The organism is Acidovorax soli, assembly GCF_014207955.1.
In the GTDB taxonomy this organism is placed as follows: Bacteria; Pseudomonadota; Gammaproteobacteria; order Burkholderiales; family Burkholderiaceae_C; genus Acidovorax; species Acidovorax soli_A.
On sequence record NZ_JACHLK010000003.1, the window covers coordinates 360,571 to 377,882 of the forward strand.

A 17,312-nucleotide genomic window follows, 5' to 3' on the forward strand; every position below is an offset into this window, starting at 1 on the left:
GCAAGGGCCGCCCCGCCGCACCGGAGGCGTCCCCCTTCCCGAATTGCGCAGCAATTCGAGAGAAGGGGGAAGGCGCGAAGCGACTCAGGGGGTTGTTCTCTATCTCTAGTGGCTGAGTTTGCCCTGCACGCCTTCGGCGAGCCAGTTCATTTTCAGGATCTGCTCGTCGCTGAGCACCTTCCCTGCCGCGATGACCTCACGGCCTTCGTTGTCGCGCACGGCGGTCTTGCCCGCACGGAAGGGGTGGAGCGTGCCCGCGCCCACGGCCTTCTGCGCGGCCAGCACTTCCTGCTGCACGGCCTGCGGTACCTTGGGGCCGAAGTCGCCCACGCGGATCATGCCCTCGCGCACGCCGCCCCAGACGGTGGCGCTCTTCCAGGTGCCGGCCTGCACGGCGCGCACGCGCTCGGTGTAGTACTTGCCCCACTGGTGGGTGACGGCGACGATCTGCGCGTCGGGGCCCACACCGCGCATGTCGGAGTGGTAGGCCACGGCCATCTTGCCGCGCTCCTGCGCGGCAGCCATCACGGCGGTGGAGCCGGTATGGAAGGCGATCACGTCCACGTCCTGGTTGAACAGCACCATGGCGGCGTCGCGCTCCTTGGGCGGGTCGAACCAGACGTTGAGCCAGACCACCTTGACGCTGGCCTTGGGGTTGACCGAGCGCATGCCCAGGGTGAAGGCATTGAGGCCCTGCAGCACCTCAGGGATGGGAAAGCCCGCGACATAGCCGGCCACGCCGGTCTTGCTCATGCGGCCGGCGGCGATGCCGGCAAGGTAGCGGCCCTCGTAGTAGCGCGCATTCGCTGCGGCCACGTTGGCGGCCGTCTTGTAGCCGGTGATGGACTCGAACTTCACGTTCGGATAGTCCTGCGCGACCTTGAGCGTGGGCTCCATGTAGCCGAAGCTGGGCGTGAAGATGATCTGGTGCCCCGTGGCCGCCAGGTCGCGGATGACGCGCTCGGCGTCAGCGCCCTCTGCCACGTTCTCGACGAAGCTGGTCTTGACGTCCTTGCCCAGTGCCGCCTCGACGGCCTTGCGGCCTTCGTCGTGCTGCTTCGTCCAGCCCGCCTCGGTGATGGGCGAGACATAGACGAAACCGGCCTTCACGGGCGCGGCAGGGGTGGTCTGGGAAAAGGCGGGGGAGACGGAAATGGCGCCGACGAGCGCACTCACACAGGCCGCACGCAGTGCGGTGGCGAGGTTTTTGTACATGGTGTTCCTCTACATGGTCCCGATGACAGAAAAAGCAAAAGGCTGCCGGGACAGCAGCCTTTGCAGGGGCGGTATTGTAGCAAGGCGCTGCGCAGGCGGCAGCGCCCGGGGGAGCGCTACTCGCGCACGCTGGTAGTGCGGTAGCCCGTGCTGGAGGTGATCTCGCTTTCGCTGAAGGGCACGCGCAGCCACTGCTTGGCACCGTAGGCCCGGGTGTAGTCGGCGAAGTGCGGCGAGGCCGGGTCGTCCGAGAGCGAGAACGTCAGGAAGGTATGGGCCTGCACGCCACCGGGCGGGAAGCTCACCACCTGCATGTAGCTGTTGCCGTAGGACTGGCCCTCCATGGTGTAGCCCCCCTGCCCGATGGGGTTGTCCGAGCAGGTGATGGTGAAGTAGCCCACGCCGCCGCAGCCGCCGTACAGCGGAATCTTGCTGCCATTGCGCTGGGAGAACAGCACCTCGCCGCGCTGCGCGTCCATGGCATAGCCGCTGGCCTGCACCCTGGCCACGGCGGCACCGAAGGCCTGGCGCAGCGCATCTGCCGCACCGGGCTTGAGGTCGCGCGGGGTGTTCAGCGGGTCGGCCGGGTCGAAGGGCACGGCATAGAGCTGCGAGGCCGGCACCTGCTTGGCGTTCCAGAACTCGTCCCAGACATGCGAGCCGCGTGCCGTGGCGTTGCCGGTGTTGTCCCAGGCGCGCAGCGCGGCACAGGCCGCACTGACGTCCACCGTGCCCTGCGCGGCGACCGCGATCTGCGGCGTGCTGCAGACCATGTCCAGCGCCTGGGCCTTGAAGCGCTCGGCGCTGTAGACCCGGCTGTTGAGCACCATCTGCCGCACGATGGCGCTGCTGGCCTGGGTGCCCGGGTAGCCGTCGGTGCCCGCAAAGCGGTCCTGCACCATCTGGTGGCCCAGGCGGGTGCGCAGGCTCAGCGCCTCGGTGCCGGCGGCGCCGAAGATGGCCGGGTAGCCCGTGAGCAGCGCCTTGGCATTGGTGGACCAGTAGCTGTCGTTCATGTTGCCCACGTAGTCGTCGCGCAGCAGGCTGGGCATGCGCGCTGGGCCGATGGCGCCCTTTTGCACCGAGTCGGCATCGCTCTTCCAGTCGCAGGCGCTGCGCGAGCCGTCGAAGAAAGGCGCATTGGGAATCGCCGCCGCCATGGCCTTGCCAAAGGCCGTGGTGCAACTGGCCACCTGCTCGGGCGTGACATTGGGCACCGCGCCGATGTCGGCGTACCAGGCCTTGGCATGGCCCCGGCCCACGGCCACGGTGTTGACCCAGGGGATGGCGGCCTCCTCGCGCTGGATGGCCATGAACTCGTCGAGCGAGCCGGCCTGGTTCCAGCGCATCCAGTTGCGGAAGGTGCGGTAGTTCTCGCCGTTGACATCGCGCATGGCGAAGGCCTTGGTGCTGCTCCAGCCCAGGGCGGGGTTGAGCAGGGCCATGTTCAGCATCGGTCCGTACTCGGACTTGTAGAGCGTGCGCGTGACGGCCGTGGTGGCGCCCGAGGCGTTGCGCACCTGCACGGTGATGGGCCGCGCGCTCATCTTCACGCTCTTGCCGTCGCGCTCGTAGCTGGTCGGATCACCCGGCGTGAGCGCGAGCTCGTAGAAGCCGAAGCGGCGTGCCGTGGAGACGGTATGGCTCCAGGCCACGCTGTCGTTGAAGCCAATGAGCACGACAGGGATGCCCAGGAAGGACACACCGCTCACGTTGAGCTCGCCCGGGATGGTGAGCTGCGCCTGGTAGAAACGGTCCGGCCCGCTCCAGTACCAGTGCGGGTTGCCGAACAGCACGCTGCTGCCCTCGCCCGTGACGGCCGAGCCGAAGCCGTACATGTTGCTGCCCACGCCTTCGACACCCCCTACCGCCAGTTGGGGCGCCCGGGTGTCCGCGGGATCGAAGGCGGCGACCTGGCGTGCCGCGGACCGGGCCGTACCGGCCAGGCTGGCAGCCCCGGGCGGCTGGGCGTTGGCGATGTTGGGGAGGAAGTTGCTGTAGCCGCCCGCCAGGTTGGCGGCGACCATGCGGCGCCAGATGTCCTGCGCGGTGATGGGCAGCACCCAGGCTTCGGCGCGGCAGGCCGCGTGGGAACGGGTACCGGCCTTGGCCTCCTTGACATAGCGGTTGTAGCCTGCGGCAAAGCCCTCGACCAGCTTGCGCATGTTCTCGGGCTGGGCCGCGGCCATGGCGTCCACCACGTCGGACGAGAGCACATGGCGGTGGAAGAAGTCCGAATCGAGGTTGCTCGGCTGGCCGATGGTGCTGTCGTAGCGCAGCGTGGCTTCACCCCCCAGGTACTGCGAACGCTCGCCCCGGTAGGTCAGGAAGGAATCGGCCATGGTGCACAGGTTGTCTTCGGCCTGTGCATAGCCGTAGCCGAAGCCCGCGCCGGACCAGTTCGATGCCTTGATGTGCGGCACGCCCATCTCGGTGCGCCGGATCTCGGCGCTGTAGCCGCTGCCACCGTCGTTGCCGCCGCAGGCGGCGAGCACGGCCGCCACGGCCAGCAGGGAAAGCGGCCGGATGCCGCTGCGTTTCAAATGCCTCTTCATTGCGCTTGTCTCCTTGTGCCCTCTTTGGCGGGGCACAGGCAGCTTAGGCAGGCAGGCGGCCGCTGGCTTGAACGCAGCGGCTGGATTGGAGGGGCCTCAGAGCGGCTGACAAAACTCAGCGAAGCGGTTCTGGCTAGGCGCTGCGTCGCAGGCAGTACGGTGAGTACGACAAGACGCAGCAACGACGCCAGAAGAGTTTTGTTAGCCGCTCTTAGAACCTGTTTGCGATCTCCCAGGGGTCGCGCAGCGGCCTTGGCGGGTGGTATGCAAGGCGCGGTGCGCAGTTGATAGCTCGGCTATCAACAAGCGCCGCAACGCCGCAGACCGCCCGCCAAGGCTACTGCCCTTCGGGTTGGAGCGAAATCGGGCGATTAGACGCCCCGGCTGCTTGCATGGGCACGAGCCCATGCGGCGCACCCGAAGCATCCACTCATCCCGATTGCGCTTCAACGCGATCCCCTGCGAGATCGTAAACAGGTTCTTACTGGGCCTGCCAGGTGCGCAGGGCGTGCTCGTCCACCACCACGGCCACACTGCCGGCGTTGGCCAGAAAGGACGGTGGCAGGCCGAAATAGCGCTGGAAGGTGCGGCTCATGTGCGCAGCGTCGGTGAAGCCGCCGGACAGGGCGATCTGTGTGAGCGAGCCGCCCGTGGCCATGAGCTGCACCGTGCGCCGGATCTTGGCCCACAGCAGATAGCGTTTGATGGACATGCCGGTCTGCTCGCGGAACAGATGAGTCATGCGGTCTGGCGACAGGCAGGCCAGGGCCGCCAGATCCCTGAGGGGGATGGTGCTGCCCTGCCCCGAGGCCACATGCAGGCGCTGCAGCACGCGGTCCACGCGCGGGTCGAGCGGCGCCCGCTGCTCGGACGTGCCGCACACGCACCGCACCATGCCTTCGCTGAGCGCTCGCAACCGGCCCGCGCCCAGTTGGCCGTGCAGGGCGCCCTCGAACTGCTCGCGCAGTGGGCCGAAGCAGGCCGCGTCGATCGGCAGGATGGAGCGCTCGCCCAGGGCGATCGACAGCGCGCGGAACGCCGCCGAGGCCGGATCGATGTTCAGCGACAGCAGGCCGCAGCCATCGGCGTCGAGCTGGCGCGGCACATGGGGCGCCACGAGCGCGGCGGTGCAGCGCAGCACGCTGCCGTCCAGCGTGACGAGCGTGAACGGGTGCCCGCTGACCGAGGCCAGCAAGGTGGCCGAAGAGCGTGCCGTGAGGCCGGACTGGATGGCCGGCGTGATGTAGAAGAAGCGGTCGTCCCAGAGGTGCAGGTGGTTGGGTGTCGGCATGCGTGGTGCCCGATCGGTGGTTTTTTGTCTCCTGCACCATTGTGGGGCAGAAGCCCGATCGGGGCCAGCGCGCCTTGCCCTCCCGCCTCCAGCGCCGGGGAGCGCCGTGTCTCAGCGCAGGCGCAATGCGCCGGAGGGCGCCGCCGTGAGGCGGAAGGCGCCCACCACGTCGGCCAGGCGCGCGGCCTGGTCCTTGAGGCTCTCTGCGGCGGCGGTGGACTCCTCCACCAGGGCCGCGTTCTGCTGCGTCATCTGGTCGAGCTGGTTCACGGCCACGTTGACCTGGCCGATGCCCTGGCTCTGCTCCGACGCGGCGGCGCTGATCTCGCCGATGATGTCGGTCACGCGGCGCACGGAGTTCACGATCTCGTCCATGGTGCTGCCCGCGTTCTGCACCAGCGCGGCGCCCGATTCGACCTTCTCGACCGACTGGCCGATCAGGGTCTTGATTTCCTTGGCCGCCTCGGCGCTGCGCTGCGCCAGGCTGCGCACTTCGCTGGCCACCACGGCAAAGCCCCGGCCCTGCTCGCCGGCACGGGCCGCTTCCACGGCGGCATTCAACGCCAGGATGTTGGTCTGGAAGGCGATGCCGTCGATGGTGCCGATGATGTCGCGGATCTTCTTGCTGCTGGCGTTGATCTCGTCCATGGTGCTGACCACCTGGGCCACCACCTCGCCGCCGCGCTGCGCCACCTGGGCGGCCGATGCCGCCATCTGGTTGGCCTGCACGGCCGAATCGGCACTCTGGCGCACGGTGCTGGTGAGCTCTTCCATGGAGGCGGCGGTCTCTTCCAGGTTGCTGGCGGTCTGCTCGGTGCGCGCGCTCAGGTCCTGGTTGCCGACGGCGATCTGCGCGCTGGCCGTGGAGATGCTGTCCACCACGCCGCGCACCTGCTGCAGCGAGCCGTGCAGCGCGCCGCGCATGACGTCCAGCGAGCGCAGCAGATGGCCGGTCTCGTCATTGGCGTAGCTCGCCTGGGGGGTACCGGTCAGGTCCATGTTGGCGATGGACTCGGCAATCGCTTCGGCCTTGCGCAGCGGGCGCGTGATGCTGGTGGCGAGCAGCCAGGCCAGCAGGGCCCCGAGCACCAGGGAGACGGCCGTGCACACATAGAGCAACAGCGTGGTCTGGGAGCGCAGCTCCTCGGCACGCTTGCCTGCGGCGTCCAGATCGGAGCGCTGGGCGTCGACCAGCTGCTGCACGCCGGCCAGGTAGTCGCGCGAGGTGGGCTCGAAACGCTCCGCGAACACCTTGCCGGCATTCTCGGCATCGCCGGCCTGCTTGAACTTGCTCACCTCTTCGCGGGCAGCCAGGTAGGCCTTGCGCAATTCGCCCACCTTGGTGAACAGCGCTTTTTCGGCGGGCGTGTCCATCTTCGACTCGATGAACTTCTGCAGCTCGTTGGTCTGGCTGATCGACGCGGCCGTGGCAGGCGCGAAGTAGGCGATCAGCGAGGCATCGCTGCTCTTGGCAATGGCCGCGGCGCGCTGCACACCCGAAGTGGTGTGGCGCAGCCAGTCGGCACCGGCCCGCTCGACCTGGATGTTGTCGTTGACCATGGTGTCGATCTCGGTGCCGAGCTGGCCCAGGCGGACCACAGCGACGATGGAACTGAGCAGGAACAGGGCAAGGATCACACCGAGCACCAGGGTCAGGCGCTTGCCGATGGACAGCTGATTGAGAAACATGGAGGGGCTCCGGCCAGGAAAGGGCGTATGGAATGTGCAAAAAAATACGGCCCCGGGGGGCCGCATTCAGCAATGCCAGCGCCTCACAGCAGGAGCCAACAAATGCTTACATAAACTTGAATTATAGGGTTTACCCTGAATTCTTGCACTGCCCTGGTGCCTGAGCCTCCGGCTCAGTAGTCGTGCTCCATGAAGCGCTCGAAGCGCTCCTTGAGCTTGTGCTCCCACACCCGCTTGTCGGCATTGCCCGCAAAACTGGCTTCGAAGCTGTTGAAGGCCAGTTGGTAGGCATGGCGCACCGTCATGCCGGTGGCGGCGAACACCTGGGTGAAGTTGTCGTTGATGTAGCCGCCGAAATAGGCCGGGTCGTCGGAGTTGACCGTGGCGGCCAGGCCCGCATCGAGCAGCCGGGCCAGGTTGTGGTCGGTCAGGTTGGGGAACACGCACAGCTTCTGGTTGGACAGCGGGCAGACGGTGAGCGCGATGCGGTCCTGGGCCAGGCGCTGCATCAGCGCAGCGTCGTGCACGGCCTGCACGCCGTGGTCGATGCGCTCGACCTTGAGCACGTCGAGCGCACTCCAGATGTAGGCGGGCGGCCCCTCCTCGCCCGCATGGGCCACGAGGTGCAGGCCCAGTTCGCGGCAGCGCGCGAACACGCGCGCGAACTTTTCGGGCGGGTTGCCGACCTCGCTGCTGTCCAGGCCCACGCCGACGATCTTGTCCAGGTAGGGCTGGGCCTGCTCCAAGGTCTCGAAGGCCGACTCCTCGCTCAGGTGGCGCAGAAAGCACAGGATCAGCGTGGCGCTGATGCCCAGGTCGGTCTTCGCATCCACGCAGGCACGGTGCAGGCCGTTGATCACCGTCTCCATGGCCACACCGCGCTCGGTATGGGTCTGCGGGTCGAAGAACAGCTCGGTGTGCAGCACGTTGTCGGCCGCGGCGCGCACCAGGTAGGCGCGCGCCATGTCGTAGAAGTCCTGCTCGTGCAGCAGCACGCTGGCACCCGCGTAGTAGATGTCGAGAAAACTCTGCAGGTTGGTGAAGGCATAGGCGCTGCGCAGCGCCTCCACGCTCGGGTACGGCAGGCTGAGGCCGTTGCGCTGGGCCAGCGCGAAGATCAGCTCGGGTTCGAGCGAGCCCTCGATGTGGATGTGCAGCTCGGCCTTGGGCATGGCACGCAGCAGCTCGGGGATGCGCTCGGTGGGGATGGGGGGGACTTTGAACATCAGCAAACTCCAAAGGTGATGCCGCCCGTGCGCAGAAAGCGGCGGTAGGCAGATGATGCCTTGTCGGCAGCGGTATGCAACTCGGCGCGCAGGTCCAGCGGCAGGCGCCGGGGCACCTGGGACTCCAGCACCGGCTGGTCCTGCGTGAAGATGGTGTGCTGGAAGGCCTGCAGCTTCTCGTCGGGCGACTCGAAGTCGGCCACGGCCAGGCGGAACCAGACGCGGCTGCTCTCGGGCGTGACGGGACAGACGAACAGCGCGATGGACTCGCGCCAGCCGGCAAGGGCCGTGGTGCCGGCCTCGGGCACCTTGGTCAGTACCGCCGTGTAGGGGCCGGTGACCTCGTAGGTGTACTCGACCTGGGCCGGCGCCGTGGAATGCAGGTTGGACTGGGGCTGCCAGGCCTTGCACCCCGTGGCGCGCAGGCCCGTGGGGGTGGGCTCGACGCGGTAGTCGTCGATGGCCGTGGCCGCACGCGTGCCCAGCCAGCCGTCGTGCACGAAGCCGAAGTGCGCCATGTCCAGGAAGTTCTCGATGATGCGCGGGGCGCTGGTGGCCACGTCGTAGGGGCCGCAGTGGACCTTGCGCAGGCGCTCGTCGCCCTCGGCCTCGAAGGCCGGCAGCGCGGCGTTGCCCGCATCGATCTGCACCCACACCAGGCCGTAGGCCTCCACCACGCCATGGCGCGTGGCGCAGTGCGTGGCGGGCGGGGTGAACTGCGGCAGCGCCGGCACATGCACGCAGCGCCCGCCGGGCTCGAACTGCCAGCCGTGGTAGGGGCACTCGATGCGGCCACCGTGCACGCGGCCCAGGGACAGGCGCGCACCGCGGTGCGGGCAGCGGTCCGTGAAGGCCTGCACCCGGCCTTCGCCATCGCGCCAGAGCACCAGGGCGTGCTGCAGCAGTTGCACGGCCAGGGGCGCCTGTTCCACGGCGTGCGACAGGGCCACCGGGTGCCAGAGGGTGGTTTCGATCATGGGAATGGTTCTTGGGGACCGGGGCCCGGCACGCAGCCCTTCCAGACATTCTGTACGGCCCCAACGAAAAAGGGAACGTGCCGCGCACGTTCCCTTTGCGGGACCGGTCCGCTGGGGCCCGGTCAATGGGGCTGCTGACTTGCTTACTTCTTGTCGCCGCCAGGGATCTTGCCTTCCACGCCCTTGACGTAGAAGTTCACGCCGCTCAGGAACTTGTCGTCGGCCACGGTGTCCTTGGCCACCACTTCCTTGCCGTCCTGGCCCACGATCGGGCCCTTCCAGATCTGGAAGCTGCCGTCGGCCAGGCCCTTCTTGACGGCTTCGACCTTGGCCTTGGTGTCGGCAGGCACGTCTTCGGCGATGGAGACGATGTCGATCGCGCCTTCCTTCACACCCCACCAGCTCTGGCCCGCGGACCACGAACCGTCCAGTGCGTCCTTGGTGGCCTTGATGTAGTACGGACCCCAGTTGATGATGGCCGATGCCAGGTGGGCCTTCGGGCCGTAGGCGGTCATGTCGCTGTCCCAGCCGAAGGCGCGCTTGCCCTTTTCCTGGGCGGTCTTGAGCACGGCGGGCGAATCGGTGTTCTGGAACAGCACGTCAGCGCCGCCGTTGATCAGCGAGGTGGCGGCTTCGGTTTCCTTGGGTGGGCTGAACCATTCGTTGACCCAGACCACCTTGGTCTTGATCTTGGGATTGACCGACTGTGCGCCCAGCGTGAAGCTGTTGATGTTGCGGATCACTTCAGGGATCGGCACCGAGCCCACCACACCCAGGGTGTTGCTCTTGGTCATGGCACCGGCGATCACGCCCGCCATGTAGGCACCTTCGTAGGTGCGGCTGTCGTAGGTGCGCACGTTGTCGCCGGACTTGTAGCCCGTGGCGTGCTCGAACTTCACGTCCTTGAAGTCGGGGGCGATCTTCTGGATGGACTCCATGTAGCCGAAGGTGGTGCCGAAGATCAGCTTGTTGCCCTGGCCGGCCAGGTCGCGCAGCACGCGCTCGGCGTCGGCCGACTCGGGCACGCTCTCGACGAAGCTGGTCACGACCTTGTCGCCGAATTCCTTCTCGATGGCCTTGCGGCCGTTGTCGTGGGCAAACGACCAGCCGCCGTCGCCCACGGGGCCGACATAGGCAAATGCGATCTTCAGCGGCTCGGGCTTGGGCGCGGGGGCCGATGCCACGGGCGCAGGGGCTGGCGCGGCAGCAGGTGCCGGTGCCGGCTCTTCCTTCTTGCCACAGCCCGCCAGCGCGGCGGCCGCAACGGCGGACAGCGCGGCCATCTTGAGCATGGAGCGTTTCTGCAGATCAGTCATGTCGGTTCCTTATAAGAAGAAGGAGGTTTGCAAGGTTGGGGACGAAAGCGCTGATTATGGGGCGATCTACCCGGCGGTAACCAAAGGTTTTTGGGGGAGACGCCACCGTTTCGCCAGGAAGCCCGGCTGGATGCAAGATCCAAGCCGGGCTGGCGGCCCGGGGCGCGCGCCCTGCCCGCCTCAGGAGCCCGGATAGAACGGCTTGCCCAGGGAGGCGGGCATGTTGATGCGGATCCAGGTCGGGTTGCGCGAGATCAGGGCCAGCACCACGATGGTGGCCACATAGGGCAGCATGCTCAAGAGCTGGCTGGCGACCTGCACGCCCGTGGCCTGCAGGTGGAACTGCAGCATGGTCACGCCGCCGAACAGGTAGGCCCCGAGCAGCACCCGCGCCGGGCGCCAGGTGGCGAAGGTGGTGAGCGCCAGCGCGATCCAGCCGCGGCCGGCGACCATGCCCTCGACCCACAGCGGCGTGTAGACCGTGGAGATGTAGGCACCCGACAGGCCGCACAGCGCGCCACCGACGACCACGGCCGCCAGGCGGATGCGCCGCACCGGGTAGCCCAGGGCATGGGCGGACTCGGGCGACTCGCCCACCGAGCGCAGCACCAGACCCACGCGCGAGCGGTACAGGAACCAGATCAGCGCAGCCACGAGCACCATGGTCAGGTAGACCACCGGGTGTTGCTGGAACAACGCGGGCCCGAGCAGGGGGATCTCAGAGAGGCCTGGGACGGCGTACTTGGTGGTCTCGGGCAGCTTGGCCTGCACGTAGCTGATGCCGGCAAAGGCCGAGAAACCCACGCCGAACAGGCTCAGCGCCAGGCCCGTGGCGTACTGGTTGGTGTTGAGCCAGATCACCAGCACGCCGAAGATGGCGGCCAGCAGCGCGCCGGCGGCCATGCCGGCGGCAAAGCCCAGCCAGGTGTTGCCGGTGTGCACCACGGTGGCGAAGCCCGCGATGGCGGCGCACAGCATCATGCCTTCGGCGCCGAGGTTGACGATGCCGGACTTCTCGTTGATCAAGAGGCCCAGGGCCGCGATGGCCAGGACGGTGCCCGCGCTCAGCGTGGAGCCCAGGAGCAGTGCATAGGATTCCATGTCTCAAGCCTCCTTCCGGGCCGGGAAATTGATGGTCGTCGGAACGTGGCTCATGCCGCCACCCCCTTCGCACCCACCCAGCGCACGCGGTAGGCGATCAGCGTGTCGCAGGCCAGCAGCGTGAACAGCAGCAGGCCCTGGAACACGCCGGTGAGCGACTTGGGCAGGCCCAGGCGCGACTGCGCGAGCTCGCCGCCGATGTAGAACATGCTCATGAGGATGGCCGAGAGGATCATGCCCACCGGGTGCAGCCGGCCGACGAAGGCGACGATGATGGCCGCGAAGCCATAGCCTGCCGGCACGTAGGGCGTGAGCTGGCCGATGGGGCCCGCCACTTCGAGTGCCCCGGCCAGACCGGCGGCGCCACCGGAGATGAGCAAGGCCACCCACAGCGCGCGGCGCGAGGAGAAGCCGGCATAGCGCGCCGCCGCCGGTGCCAGGCCGCCCACCTGCTGGGCAAAGCCGGCCCGCGTGCGGAACAGGAAGACCCACAGCGCGGCCGCGCCGGCCAGGGCCAGCAGCAGGCCGATGGACACGCGCGAGCCCTGCATCAGGCGCGGGATCTGGGTCACGCGCTCGAAGGTCTTGGTCTGCGGGAAGTTGTAGCCCATGGGGTCCTTCCAGGGGCCGTAGACCAGGTAGCCCAGCACCAGTGTGGCCACGTAGACCAGCATCAGGCTGACCAGGATCTCGTTGGCGTTGAACTTGTCGCGCAAGAGCGCGGTGAGCCCGGCCCAGGCCATGCCGCCGAGCACGCCGGCCACGAGAATGGCCGGCACGATCCAGGGGCCGGTGGTCTTGTCGGCCAGGAGGGCCACGCCGCCGGCAACCACGGCGCCAATGACGAACTGCCCCTCGGCACCGATGTTCCAGACGTTGGAGCGAAAGCACACGGCCAGGCCGAGCGCGATCAGCAGCAGCGGCGTGGCCTTGACCATGAGCTCGCCGATGGCGTACGGCGTCTTGATCGGTTCCCAGAAGAAGATCTGCAGCGCCCGCACAGGGTCCTTGCCCAGCGCCGCGAACAGGATGATGCCGATGAGCACGGTGAAGGCCAGCGCCAGCAGGGGCGAGCCGAAGGTCCACAGCCGCGAGGCCTGGGGGCGCGGTTCGAGCTTAAGCATGCTGCAGCCCTCCGACGGCCGAAGCCCGGTGCGCCTGGGCCAGATGGGCCTGCACATCGGCATGCCACAGGCCGCTCATCCATTCGCCGATGCGTTCCACGGTGGCCTCGGCGCGCGGCACCGAAGGCGACAGGTGGCCCTTGGCCACCACGTGCAGCCGGTCACAGATCTCAAACAATTCGTCCAGCTCCTCACTGACCACGAGCACGGCACAGCCCGCATCGCGCAGTGCCAGGATGGAGCCCCGGATCTGCGCGGCCGCGCCCACGTCCACACCCCAGGTGGGTTGCGAGACGATGAGCAGGCTGGGCTTGGCATCGATCTCGCGGCCCACGATGAATTTCTGCAGGTTGCCGCCCGACAGCGACTTGGCCGCCGAGTGCGGACCGCCCGCTTTGACATTGAAGCGCTCGATGATGGCGCGCGCATGCGCCTCGAGCGCACCGACCTTGATCCAGCCGCCGCCAGACACCGAATTGGTGCGCGTGAGCAGCAGGTTGTGCGCCAGGCCCATGGTGGGCACGGCGCCGCGGCCCAGGCGCTCTTCGGGCACGAAGTGCAGGCCCAGGGCACGGCGGCGGTTCGGGCCCATGCGGCCCGCGTTCTGCCCCGCCACCTGGATGCTCGCAGCCTCGGCGCGCTGGTCCTCGCCCGACAGGGCGTAGAGCAGCTCCTTTTGCCCATTGCCCGAGACACCGGCAATGCCGACCACCTCGCCGGCCTTGACCTCGAAGGACAGGTCCACCAGGTCCACGCCGAACTGGTCGGCGCGCGGCAGCGACAGGCCCTGCACGCGCAGGACGGTGGCACCGGTCTGCACCTCGCGGTGTTCCAGGGCCGGCGGCTCGGCACCGATCATCAGGCGCGAGAGCGAGGCATTGGTTTCCTCGGCCGGGTTGCACACGCCCGTGACCTTGCCGCCGCGCAGCACGGTGCAGGCGGTGCACAGCGCACGGATCTCGTGCAGCTTGTGGCTGATGTAGAGGATGCTGCAGCCTTCGGAGGCGAGCTGGCGCAGCACCACGAAGAGCTTCTCCACCGCCTGGGGCGTGAGCACCGAGGTGGGCTCATCGAGGATCAGCACCTTGGGGTTGGTGAGCAGCGCGCGGATGATTTCCACACGCTGCATCTCGCCCACGCTCAGCGTGTGCACGGGGCGCAGCGGGTCGATGTCCAGGCCGTACTCGGCGGCCTTGGCGGTGATGCGCTGCGTGACCTCGGCCAGGTCCTGGCTCTTGTCCAGGCCCAGCCAGACGTTCTCGGCCACGGTGAGGGTGTCGAACAGGCTGAAGTGCTGGAACACCATGGCAATGCCCAGGGCCCGCGCCTCCTGCGGGTTGCGCACCTGCACGGCCTGGCCGTTGAAGTGCACGCTGCCCTCGTCGGGCTTGACCGAGCCGTAGATGATCTTCATCAGCGTGGACTTGCCGGCGCCGTTTTCGCCCAGCACGGCATGGATCTCACCCGGCTGCACCGTGAGCGAGACACCGCTGTTGGCCACCACGGCAGGATAGCGCTTGGTGATGCCCGTGAGCTGCAGCCGGGGCGCCAGGCCCGGGGCATGGGGAAGAGGTGGTGAACGCATGCGGTGGATTGTCTCTCAGTTTGGTGGGTCGTTATGGTGTTGAAACTGCCTGCCATCGCTTGATCTACATACCCGTCAAGCTATTCTTTTCGTAGCGATGCAGCCACGCCCTTCACGCATTCGCGCAGCCACACGGCTGCGGCGGAATGGTGGGTGCGGGCATGCCACAGCTGGTAGTACATGAGGCGCGGAAATTCGATGGGGCTTGGCAGGATGGCCAGCGGCAGGTGGCCGAGGTAGCGCTCGCAGAACTGGCGCCCCGTGGTCATGACAAGCAAGCTCGATGCCACGATGGGCGGGATGGCGCTGAAATGCGCACAGCGCGCCGTGATGTTGCGTGCCAGGCCCAGACCATCGAGGTGCACGTCGATCACGCCACGCGCGCCGGGGTGGGTGGGCGTGGGCGCGATGTGCTCGGCGGCCAGCCAGCTGTCGGCGTCCCAGCCACGGCGCACGGCCGGGTGGTCGCGGCTGACCAGGCACACCACCTCGTCGCCGAACAGGCGGCCCATGTGCAGGTCGTCCGGGGGCTGGGGCCAGTTGCCGATGACCACGTCCACATCGCCCTGCGCCAGGTGGGCGTGGTAGTGCGTGTCGCCCGACAGCGGCAGGATCTCGATGGGGCACAGCGGTGCCTCGACCTTGATGCGCGCCACGAGCTGGGGCAGGAACAGCGGGTCCAGGTAGTCGCTGGCGGCCACGCGGAAGGTGCGGGTGGCGGTGCGCGGATCGAAGCCGCGCGCATCGGAGAACAGGGCCTCGGCCGAACGCAGGATGGCGCCCGCGGGCTCCACCATGCGCAGCGCCGCGTCGGTGGGCATCATGCTGGCACCCGAGCGCACCAGCAGCGGATCGCCCGCCAGGTCGCGCAACCGCTTGAGCGCGGCCGACACCGCCGGCTGGTGCATTCCCAGACGGACGGCTGCCCTCGATACGCTGCGTTCAGTCAACACGGTGTGCAAGACCCTTATGAGATGGAGGTCTATCTTGTCGAAAAGGGCGTGGTCTCGCATACAGGGGCCTGCATTCTTGTCATACGCCATCACGTATGCCGCGGTGCGCAAGGGATGCGCTGCGCTGCCTGGTGGGGGCCGTGGGGCGTTGTGGGGTGGGGAAAAAAGTGTCGGCGCACTGTACACCGCGCACCTGCTGCGCCGTGCCCCTGGAAATCCCTGTGCGGCCGCGCGCGACCCCGGCTCAGGCGCCGCGCAATGCGGCCGCAGCTTCGTCGCGCAGCAGGCCGCCCTGCACGGCCACCGGGGGGCGCGCCTGCGCCAGCAACTCGGCGCACGGCGTGGCCAGTTGCGGGCCGCCCAGGGCCTGCGCGATATCGTCCTGGCTGGCCGCATAGACCACACGCGCAATGCCGGCCCAGAACATGGCACCGGCGCACATGGCGCAGGGCTCGCCGCTGGCGAACACGGTGGCACCACGCAGGGCTTCGGGACCGAGCGCGGCCGAGGCCTCGCGCACCAGCACCAGCTCGGCGTGGGCCGTGCAATCACGCGTGGTGTTCTGCTGGTTGCGTGCGGTGAACAGCAGCCCACCGGAGGGCGCGGTCAGCGTAGCACCAAACGGGTTGTCGCCCGCGGCCAGCGCCTCGCGCGAGGCCGCGATGGCCTGCCGCATTGCGGCCTGGTCCTGTGCGCTGAAGGCGGGGCTGACCATGGCGTTCAGATCTCGTCGATGGCCGTGCTGCGCGCCTGGGCGGGTGTGTCCGCGCCGATGGCAAAGCGCTCGCCCGTCTTCACGTAGAAGCTCGCGCCAAAGCGCCCCACGGGGTGGAAGTCCTGCAGGCGCACGCGCCAGCGCTCGGTGTCCACCAGGCCGTCGCGCACGGCGAGCCACTGCACGCGGCCGATGAAAACGTAACGGCTGGCGGTCTCCAGCGTTTCGTGCAGCACGCATTCGAAGGCCACGGGCGCCTCGGCAATGCGCGGCGGTGCCACGCTGCGCGAGGGCACGGGCGTGAGGCCGGCGTGCGCGAGCTCGCTCTCATCGGGCGGCAGGCTGTCGCCGCAGGCGTGCATCTGCGCGGCCATGGCCTCGTCGGTGATGTGCACCACGAACTCGCCCGTGCGCAGGATGTTGGCCGCCGTGTCCTTGAGCAGGCCGTCCTTCAGGCGGTTGATGCTGACCATGACCACGGGCGGGTCTTCGCCCAGCATGTTGAACATGCTGAAGGGTGCGGCATTCACCGTGCCGTCCTCGCCCAGCGTGGTGATCAGCGCAATGGGACGCGGCACGATCAGGCTGGCCATGAGCTTGTAGCGCTGGTAGGCGTCCAGCTGCGCGAAATCGATGTCCATGGCCCGTCAGTCAAAAAATCGTATACGAAATTTTATCAGATTGTCCATTCAATTATGAGAATCCAATAGAACGTATACGATTTCAAGAAGCCACTGGAACCTCTTCGGCCGGCAGGCGCAACCGCGCCTCCAGCGCCAGCAGGTGGCGCTCCATGGCGCCCGCAGCCGCTTCGCCATCGCGCAGGGCCAGCCACTCGACCAGTTGTTCGTGTTCCGCATGCTCGCAGCTGGCCTCGCCAGGCGCCTCGTACAGCGCGACGATCAGCGAGCAGCGCGTCATCAGGTCGCTCAGGATGCGCTGCAGTTCGGCATTGCCCGACAGCTCCGCCAACGCGAGGTGAAAGCCCCCGGCCAGTGCCACCCAGCGCGCATGGTCCTGCTGGTGCAAGGCCTCGTGCTCGGCACGCAGGCGCTGGGTGAGGCGCTGCACCTCGCCATGCGTGATGCGCGCGGCCACCATGCGCACGATGCCGGCCTCGACCACGCGGCGGGCGGCGAAGATCTCGCGCGTCTCCTTCGGGCCAGGGCGGGCCACGGTGGCCCCCTTGTTGGGCACGATGTCGAGGATGCGCAACTCGGCCAGCCGGTGCAGGGCCTGGCGCACCACCGTGCGGCTCACACCGAAGCGCTCGCACAGCGCGGGCTCGCCCAGGCGCTCGCCGGGACGCAGCTGGCCGTGCATGACGGCGTCGAGCACGGCCTCGTAGACCGGCTGGTCCAGGGTGGCGGCAGGCACGGCCTTTGCAGTGGCGGTTTTGCGGGGGATCGTGGCGGCAGGCATGGACGGTTGCAGGCGGGACAAAACGGTGAACAATGGTGCAGCGGCAGTGTATCCAGCAGAGGCCGAGCCGAGCCGCCCCATAGCGCGGCAGGCATCCCCGTTATACGCTCCGGCATATGCGTTCCCTCGCAGGCGCGCATACG

Annotated in this window: 14 protein-coding genes; all 14 read right to left on the bottom strand. The window is 68.0% G+C overall.

The window, feature by feature from the left end:
- Positions 1 to 105 precede the first annotated feature (105 nt).
- Positions 106 to 1,215, bottom strand: coding sequence for a BMP family ABC transporter substrate-binding protein (locus tag HNP48_RS10365; protein ID WP_184856833.1), 1,110 nt, complete (start codon positions 1,213 to 1,215; stop codon positions 106 to 108).
- Between the two features lie 116 nt (positions 1,216 to 1,331).
- Positions 1,332 to 3,770: a penicillin acylase family protein gene (locus HNP48_RS10370; RefSeq protein WP_184856834.1), complete on the bottom strand. Its 2,439-nt coding sequence runs from the start codon at positions 3,768 to 3,770 to the stop codon at positions 1,332 to 1,334.
- 481 nt (positions 3,771 to 4,251) lie between these two features.
- Positions 4,252 to 5,061: a helix-turn-helix transcriptional regulator gene (locus HNP48_RS10375; RefSeq protein ID WP_184856835.1), complete on the bottom strand. Its 810-nt coding sequence runs from the start codon at positions 5,059 to 5,061 to the stop codon at positions 4,252 to 4,254.
- Positions 5,062 to 5,172: 111 nt separating this feature from the next.
- Complete coding sequence (locus HNP48_RS10380) at positions 5,173 to 6,750, bottom strand: methyl-accepting chemotaxis protein (protein ID WP_184856836.1); 1,578 nt, start codon at positions 6,748 to 6,750, stop codon at positions 5,173 to 5,175.
- A 173-nt stretch (positions 6,751 to 6,923) separates the two neighbouring features.
- The gene (locus HNP48_RS10385; protein WP_184856837.1) at positions 6,924 to 7,976 is read right to left on the bottom strand and encodes an adenosine deaminase; all 1,053 of its coding nucleotides are present in this window, start codon (positions 7,974 to 7,976) and stop codon (positions 6,924 to 6,926) included.
- Positions 7,976 to 8,953, bottom strand: a complete 978-nt coding sequence (locus tag HNP48_RS10390) for an aromatic ring-hydroxylating dioxygenase subunit alpha (protein ID WP_184856838.1) — start codon at positions 8,951 to 8,953, stop codon at positions 7,976 to 7,978. Before HNP48_RS10390 ends, HNP48_RS10385 begins: the two co-directional genes overlap by 1 nt.
- Positions 8,954 to 9,096: 143 nt before the next feature.
- A complete protein-coding gene (locus HNP48_RS10395) occupies positions 9,097 to 10,269 on the bottom strand; it encodes a BMP family ABC transporter substrate-binding protein (protein ID WP_184856839.1) in 1,173 nt (390 codons plus the stop codon).
- A 180-nt stretch (positions 10,270 to 10,449) separates the two neighbouring features.
- Positions 10,450 to 11,370: an ABC transporter permease gene (locus HNP48_RS10400; protein ID WP_184856840.1), complete on the bottom strand. Its 921-nt coding sequence runs from the start codon at positions 11,368 to 11,370 to the stop codon at positions 10,450 to 10,452.
- Positions 11,371 to 11,420: 50 nt separating this feature from the next.
- Entirely contained in the window at positions 11,421 to 12,494 is a 1,074-nt protein-coding gene (locus tag HNP48_RS10405) for an ABC transporter permease (protein WP_184856841.1), read from the bottom strand.
- A complete protein-coding gene (locus HNP48_RS10410; protein WP_184856842.1) occupies positions 12,487 to 14,079 on the bottom strand; it encodes an ABC transporter ATP-binding protein in 1,593 nt (530 codons plus the stop codon). The genes HNP48_RS10405 and HNP48_RS10410 overlap by 8 nt, the downstream gene beginning before the upstream one ends.
- Before the next feature lie 80 nt (positions 14,080 to 14,159).
- Positions 14,160 to 15,092: a LysR family transcriptional regulator gene (locus HNP48_RS10415; protein ID WP_184856843.1), complete on the bottom strand. Its 933-nt coding sequence runs from the start codon at positions 15,090 to 15,092 to the stop codon at positions 14,160 to 14,162.
- Between the two features lie 184 nt (positions 15,093 to 15,276).
- Positions 15,277 to 15,747 carry a nucleoside deaminase gene (locus tag HNP48_RS10420; RefSeq protein ID WP_184856844.1) on the bottom strand — a complete coding sequence of 157 codons (471 nt, stop codon included), beginning with the start codon at positions 15,745 to 15,747 and terminating at the stop codon, positions 15,277 to 15,279.
- A gap of 5 nt (positions 15,748 to 15,752) precedes the next feature.
- Positions 15,753 to 16,388, bottom strand: a complete 636-nt coding sequence (locus tag HNP48_RS10425; protein WP_184856845.1) for a flavin reductase family protein — start codon at positions 16,386 to 16,388, stop codon at positions 15,753 to 15,755.
- An 82-nt stretch (positions 16,389 to 16,470) separates the two neighbouring features.
- Positions 16,471 to 17,169 carry a GntR family transcriptional regulator gene (locus HNP48_RS10430; RefSeq protein ID WP_184856846.1) on the bottom strand — a complete coding sequence of 233 codons (699 nt, stop codon included), beginning with the start codon at positions 17,167 to 17,169 and terminating at the stop codon, positions 16,471 to 16,473.
- Positions 17,170 to 17,312: the final 143 nt, after the last annotated feature.

What these genes read in the sequence shown, in the direction of transcription:
- HNP48_RS10430 (WP_184856846.1), bottom strand. Translation starts at nt 17,169, where the DNA reads ATGCCTGCCGCCACGATCCCCCGCAAAACCGCCACTGCAAAGGCCGTG.
- HNP48_RS10365 (WP_184856833.1), bottom strand. Translation starts at nt 1,215, where the DNA reads ATGTACAAAAACCTCGCCACCGCACTGCGTGCGGCCTGTGTGAGTGCG.
- HNP48_RS10385 (WP_184856837.1), bottom strand. Translation starts at nt 7,976, where the DNA reads ATGTTCAAAGTCCCCCCCATCCCCACCGAGCGCATCCCCGAGCTGCTG.
- HNP48_RS10425 (WP_184856845.1), bottom strand. Translation starts at nt 16,388, where the DNA reads ATGGACATCGATTTCGCGCAGCTGGACGCCTACCAGCGCTACAAGCTC.
- HNP48_RS10400 (WP_184856840.1), bottom strand. Translation starts at nt 11,370, where the DNA reads ATGGAATCCTATGCACTGCTCCTGGGCTCCACGCTGAGCGCGGGCACC.
- HNP48_RS10375 (WP_184856835.1), bottom strand. Translation starts at nt 5,061, where the DNA reads ATGCCGACACCCAACCACCTGCACCTCTGGGACGACCGCTTCTTCTAC.
- HNP48_RS10390 (WP_184856838.1), bottom strand. Translation starts at nt 8,953, where the DNA reads ATGATCGAAACCACCCTCTGGCACCCGGTGGCCCTGTCGCACGCCGTG.
- HNP48_RS10410 (WP_184856842.1), bottom strand. Translation starts at nt 14,079, where the DNA reads ATGCGTTCACCACCTCTTCCCCATGCCCCGGGCCTGGCGCCCCGGCTG.
- HNP48_RS10415 (WP_184856843.1), bottom strand. Translation starts at nt 15,092, where the DNA reads ATGCGAGACCACGCCCTTTTCGACAAGATAGACCTCCATCTCATAAGG.
- HNP48_RS10380 (WP_184856836.1), bottom strand. Translation starts at nt 6,750, where the DNA reads ATGTTTCTCAATCAGCTGTCCATCGGCAAGCGCCTGACCCTGGTGCTC.
- HNP48_RS10420 (WP_184856844.1), bottom strand. Translation starts at nt 15,747, where the DNA reads ATGGTCAGCCCCGCCTTCAGCGCACAGGACCAGGCCGCAATGCGGCAG.
- HNP48_RS10370 (WP_184856834.1), bottom strand. Translation starts at nt 3,770, where the DNA reads ATGAAGAGGCATTTGAAACGCAGCGGCATCCGGCCGCTTTCCCTGCTG.
- HNP48_RS10405 (WP_184856841.1), bottom strand. Translation starts at nt 12,494, where the DNA reads ATGCTTAAGCTCGAACCGCGCCCCCAGGCCTCGCGGCTGTGGACCTTC.
- HNP48_RS10395 (WP_184856839.1), bottom strand. Translation starts at nt 10,269, where the DNA reads ATGACTGATCTGCAGAAACGCTCCATGCTCAAGATGGCCGCGCTGTCC.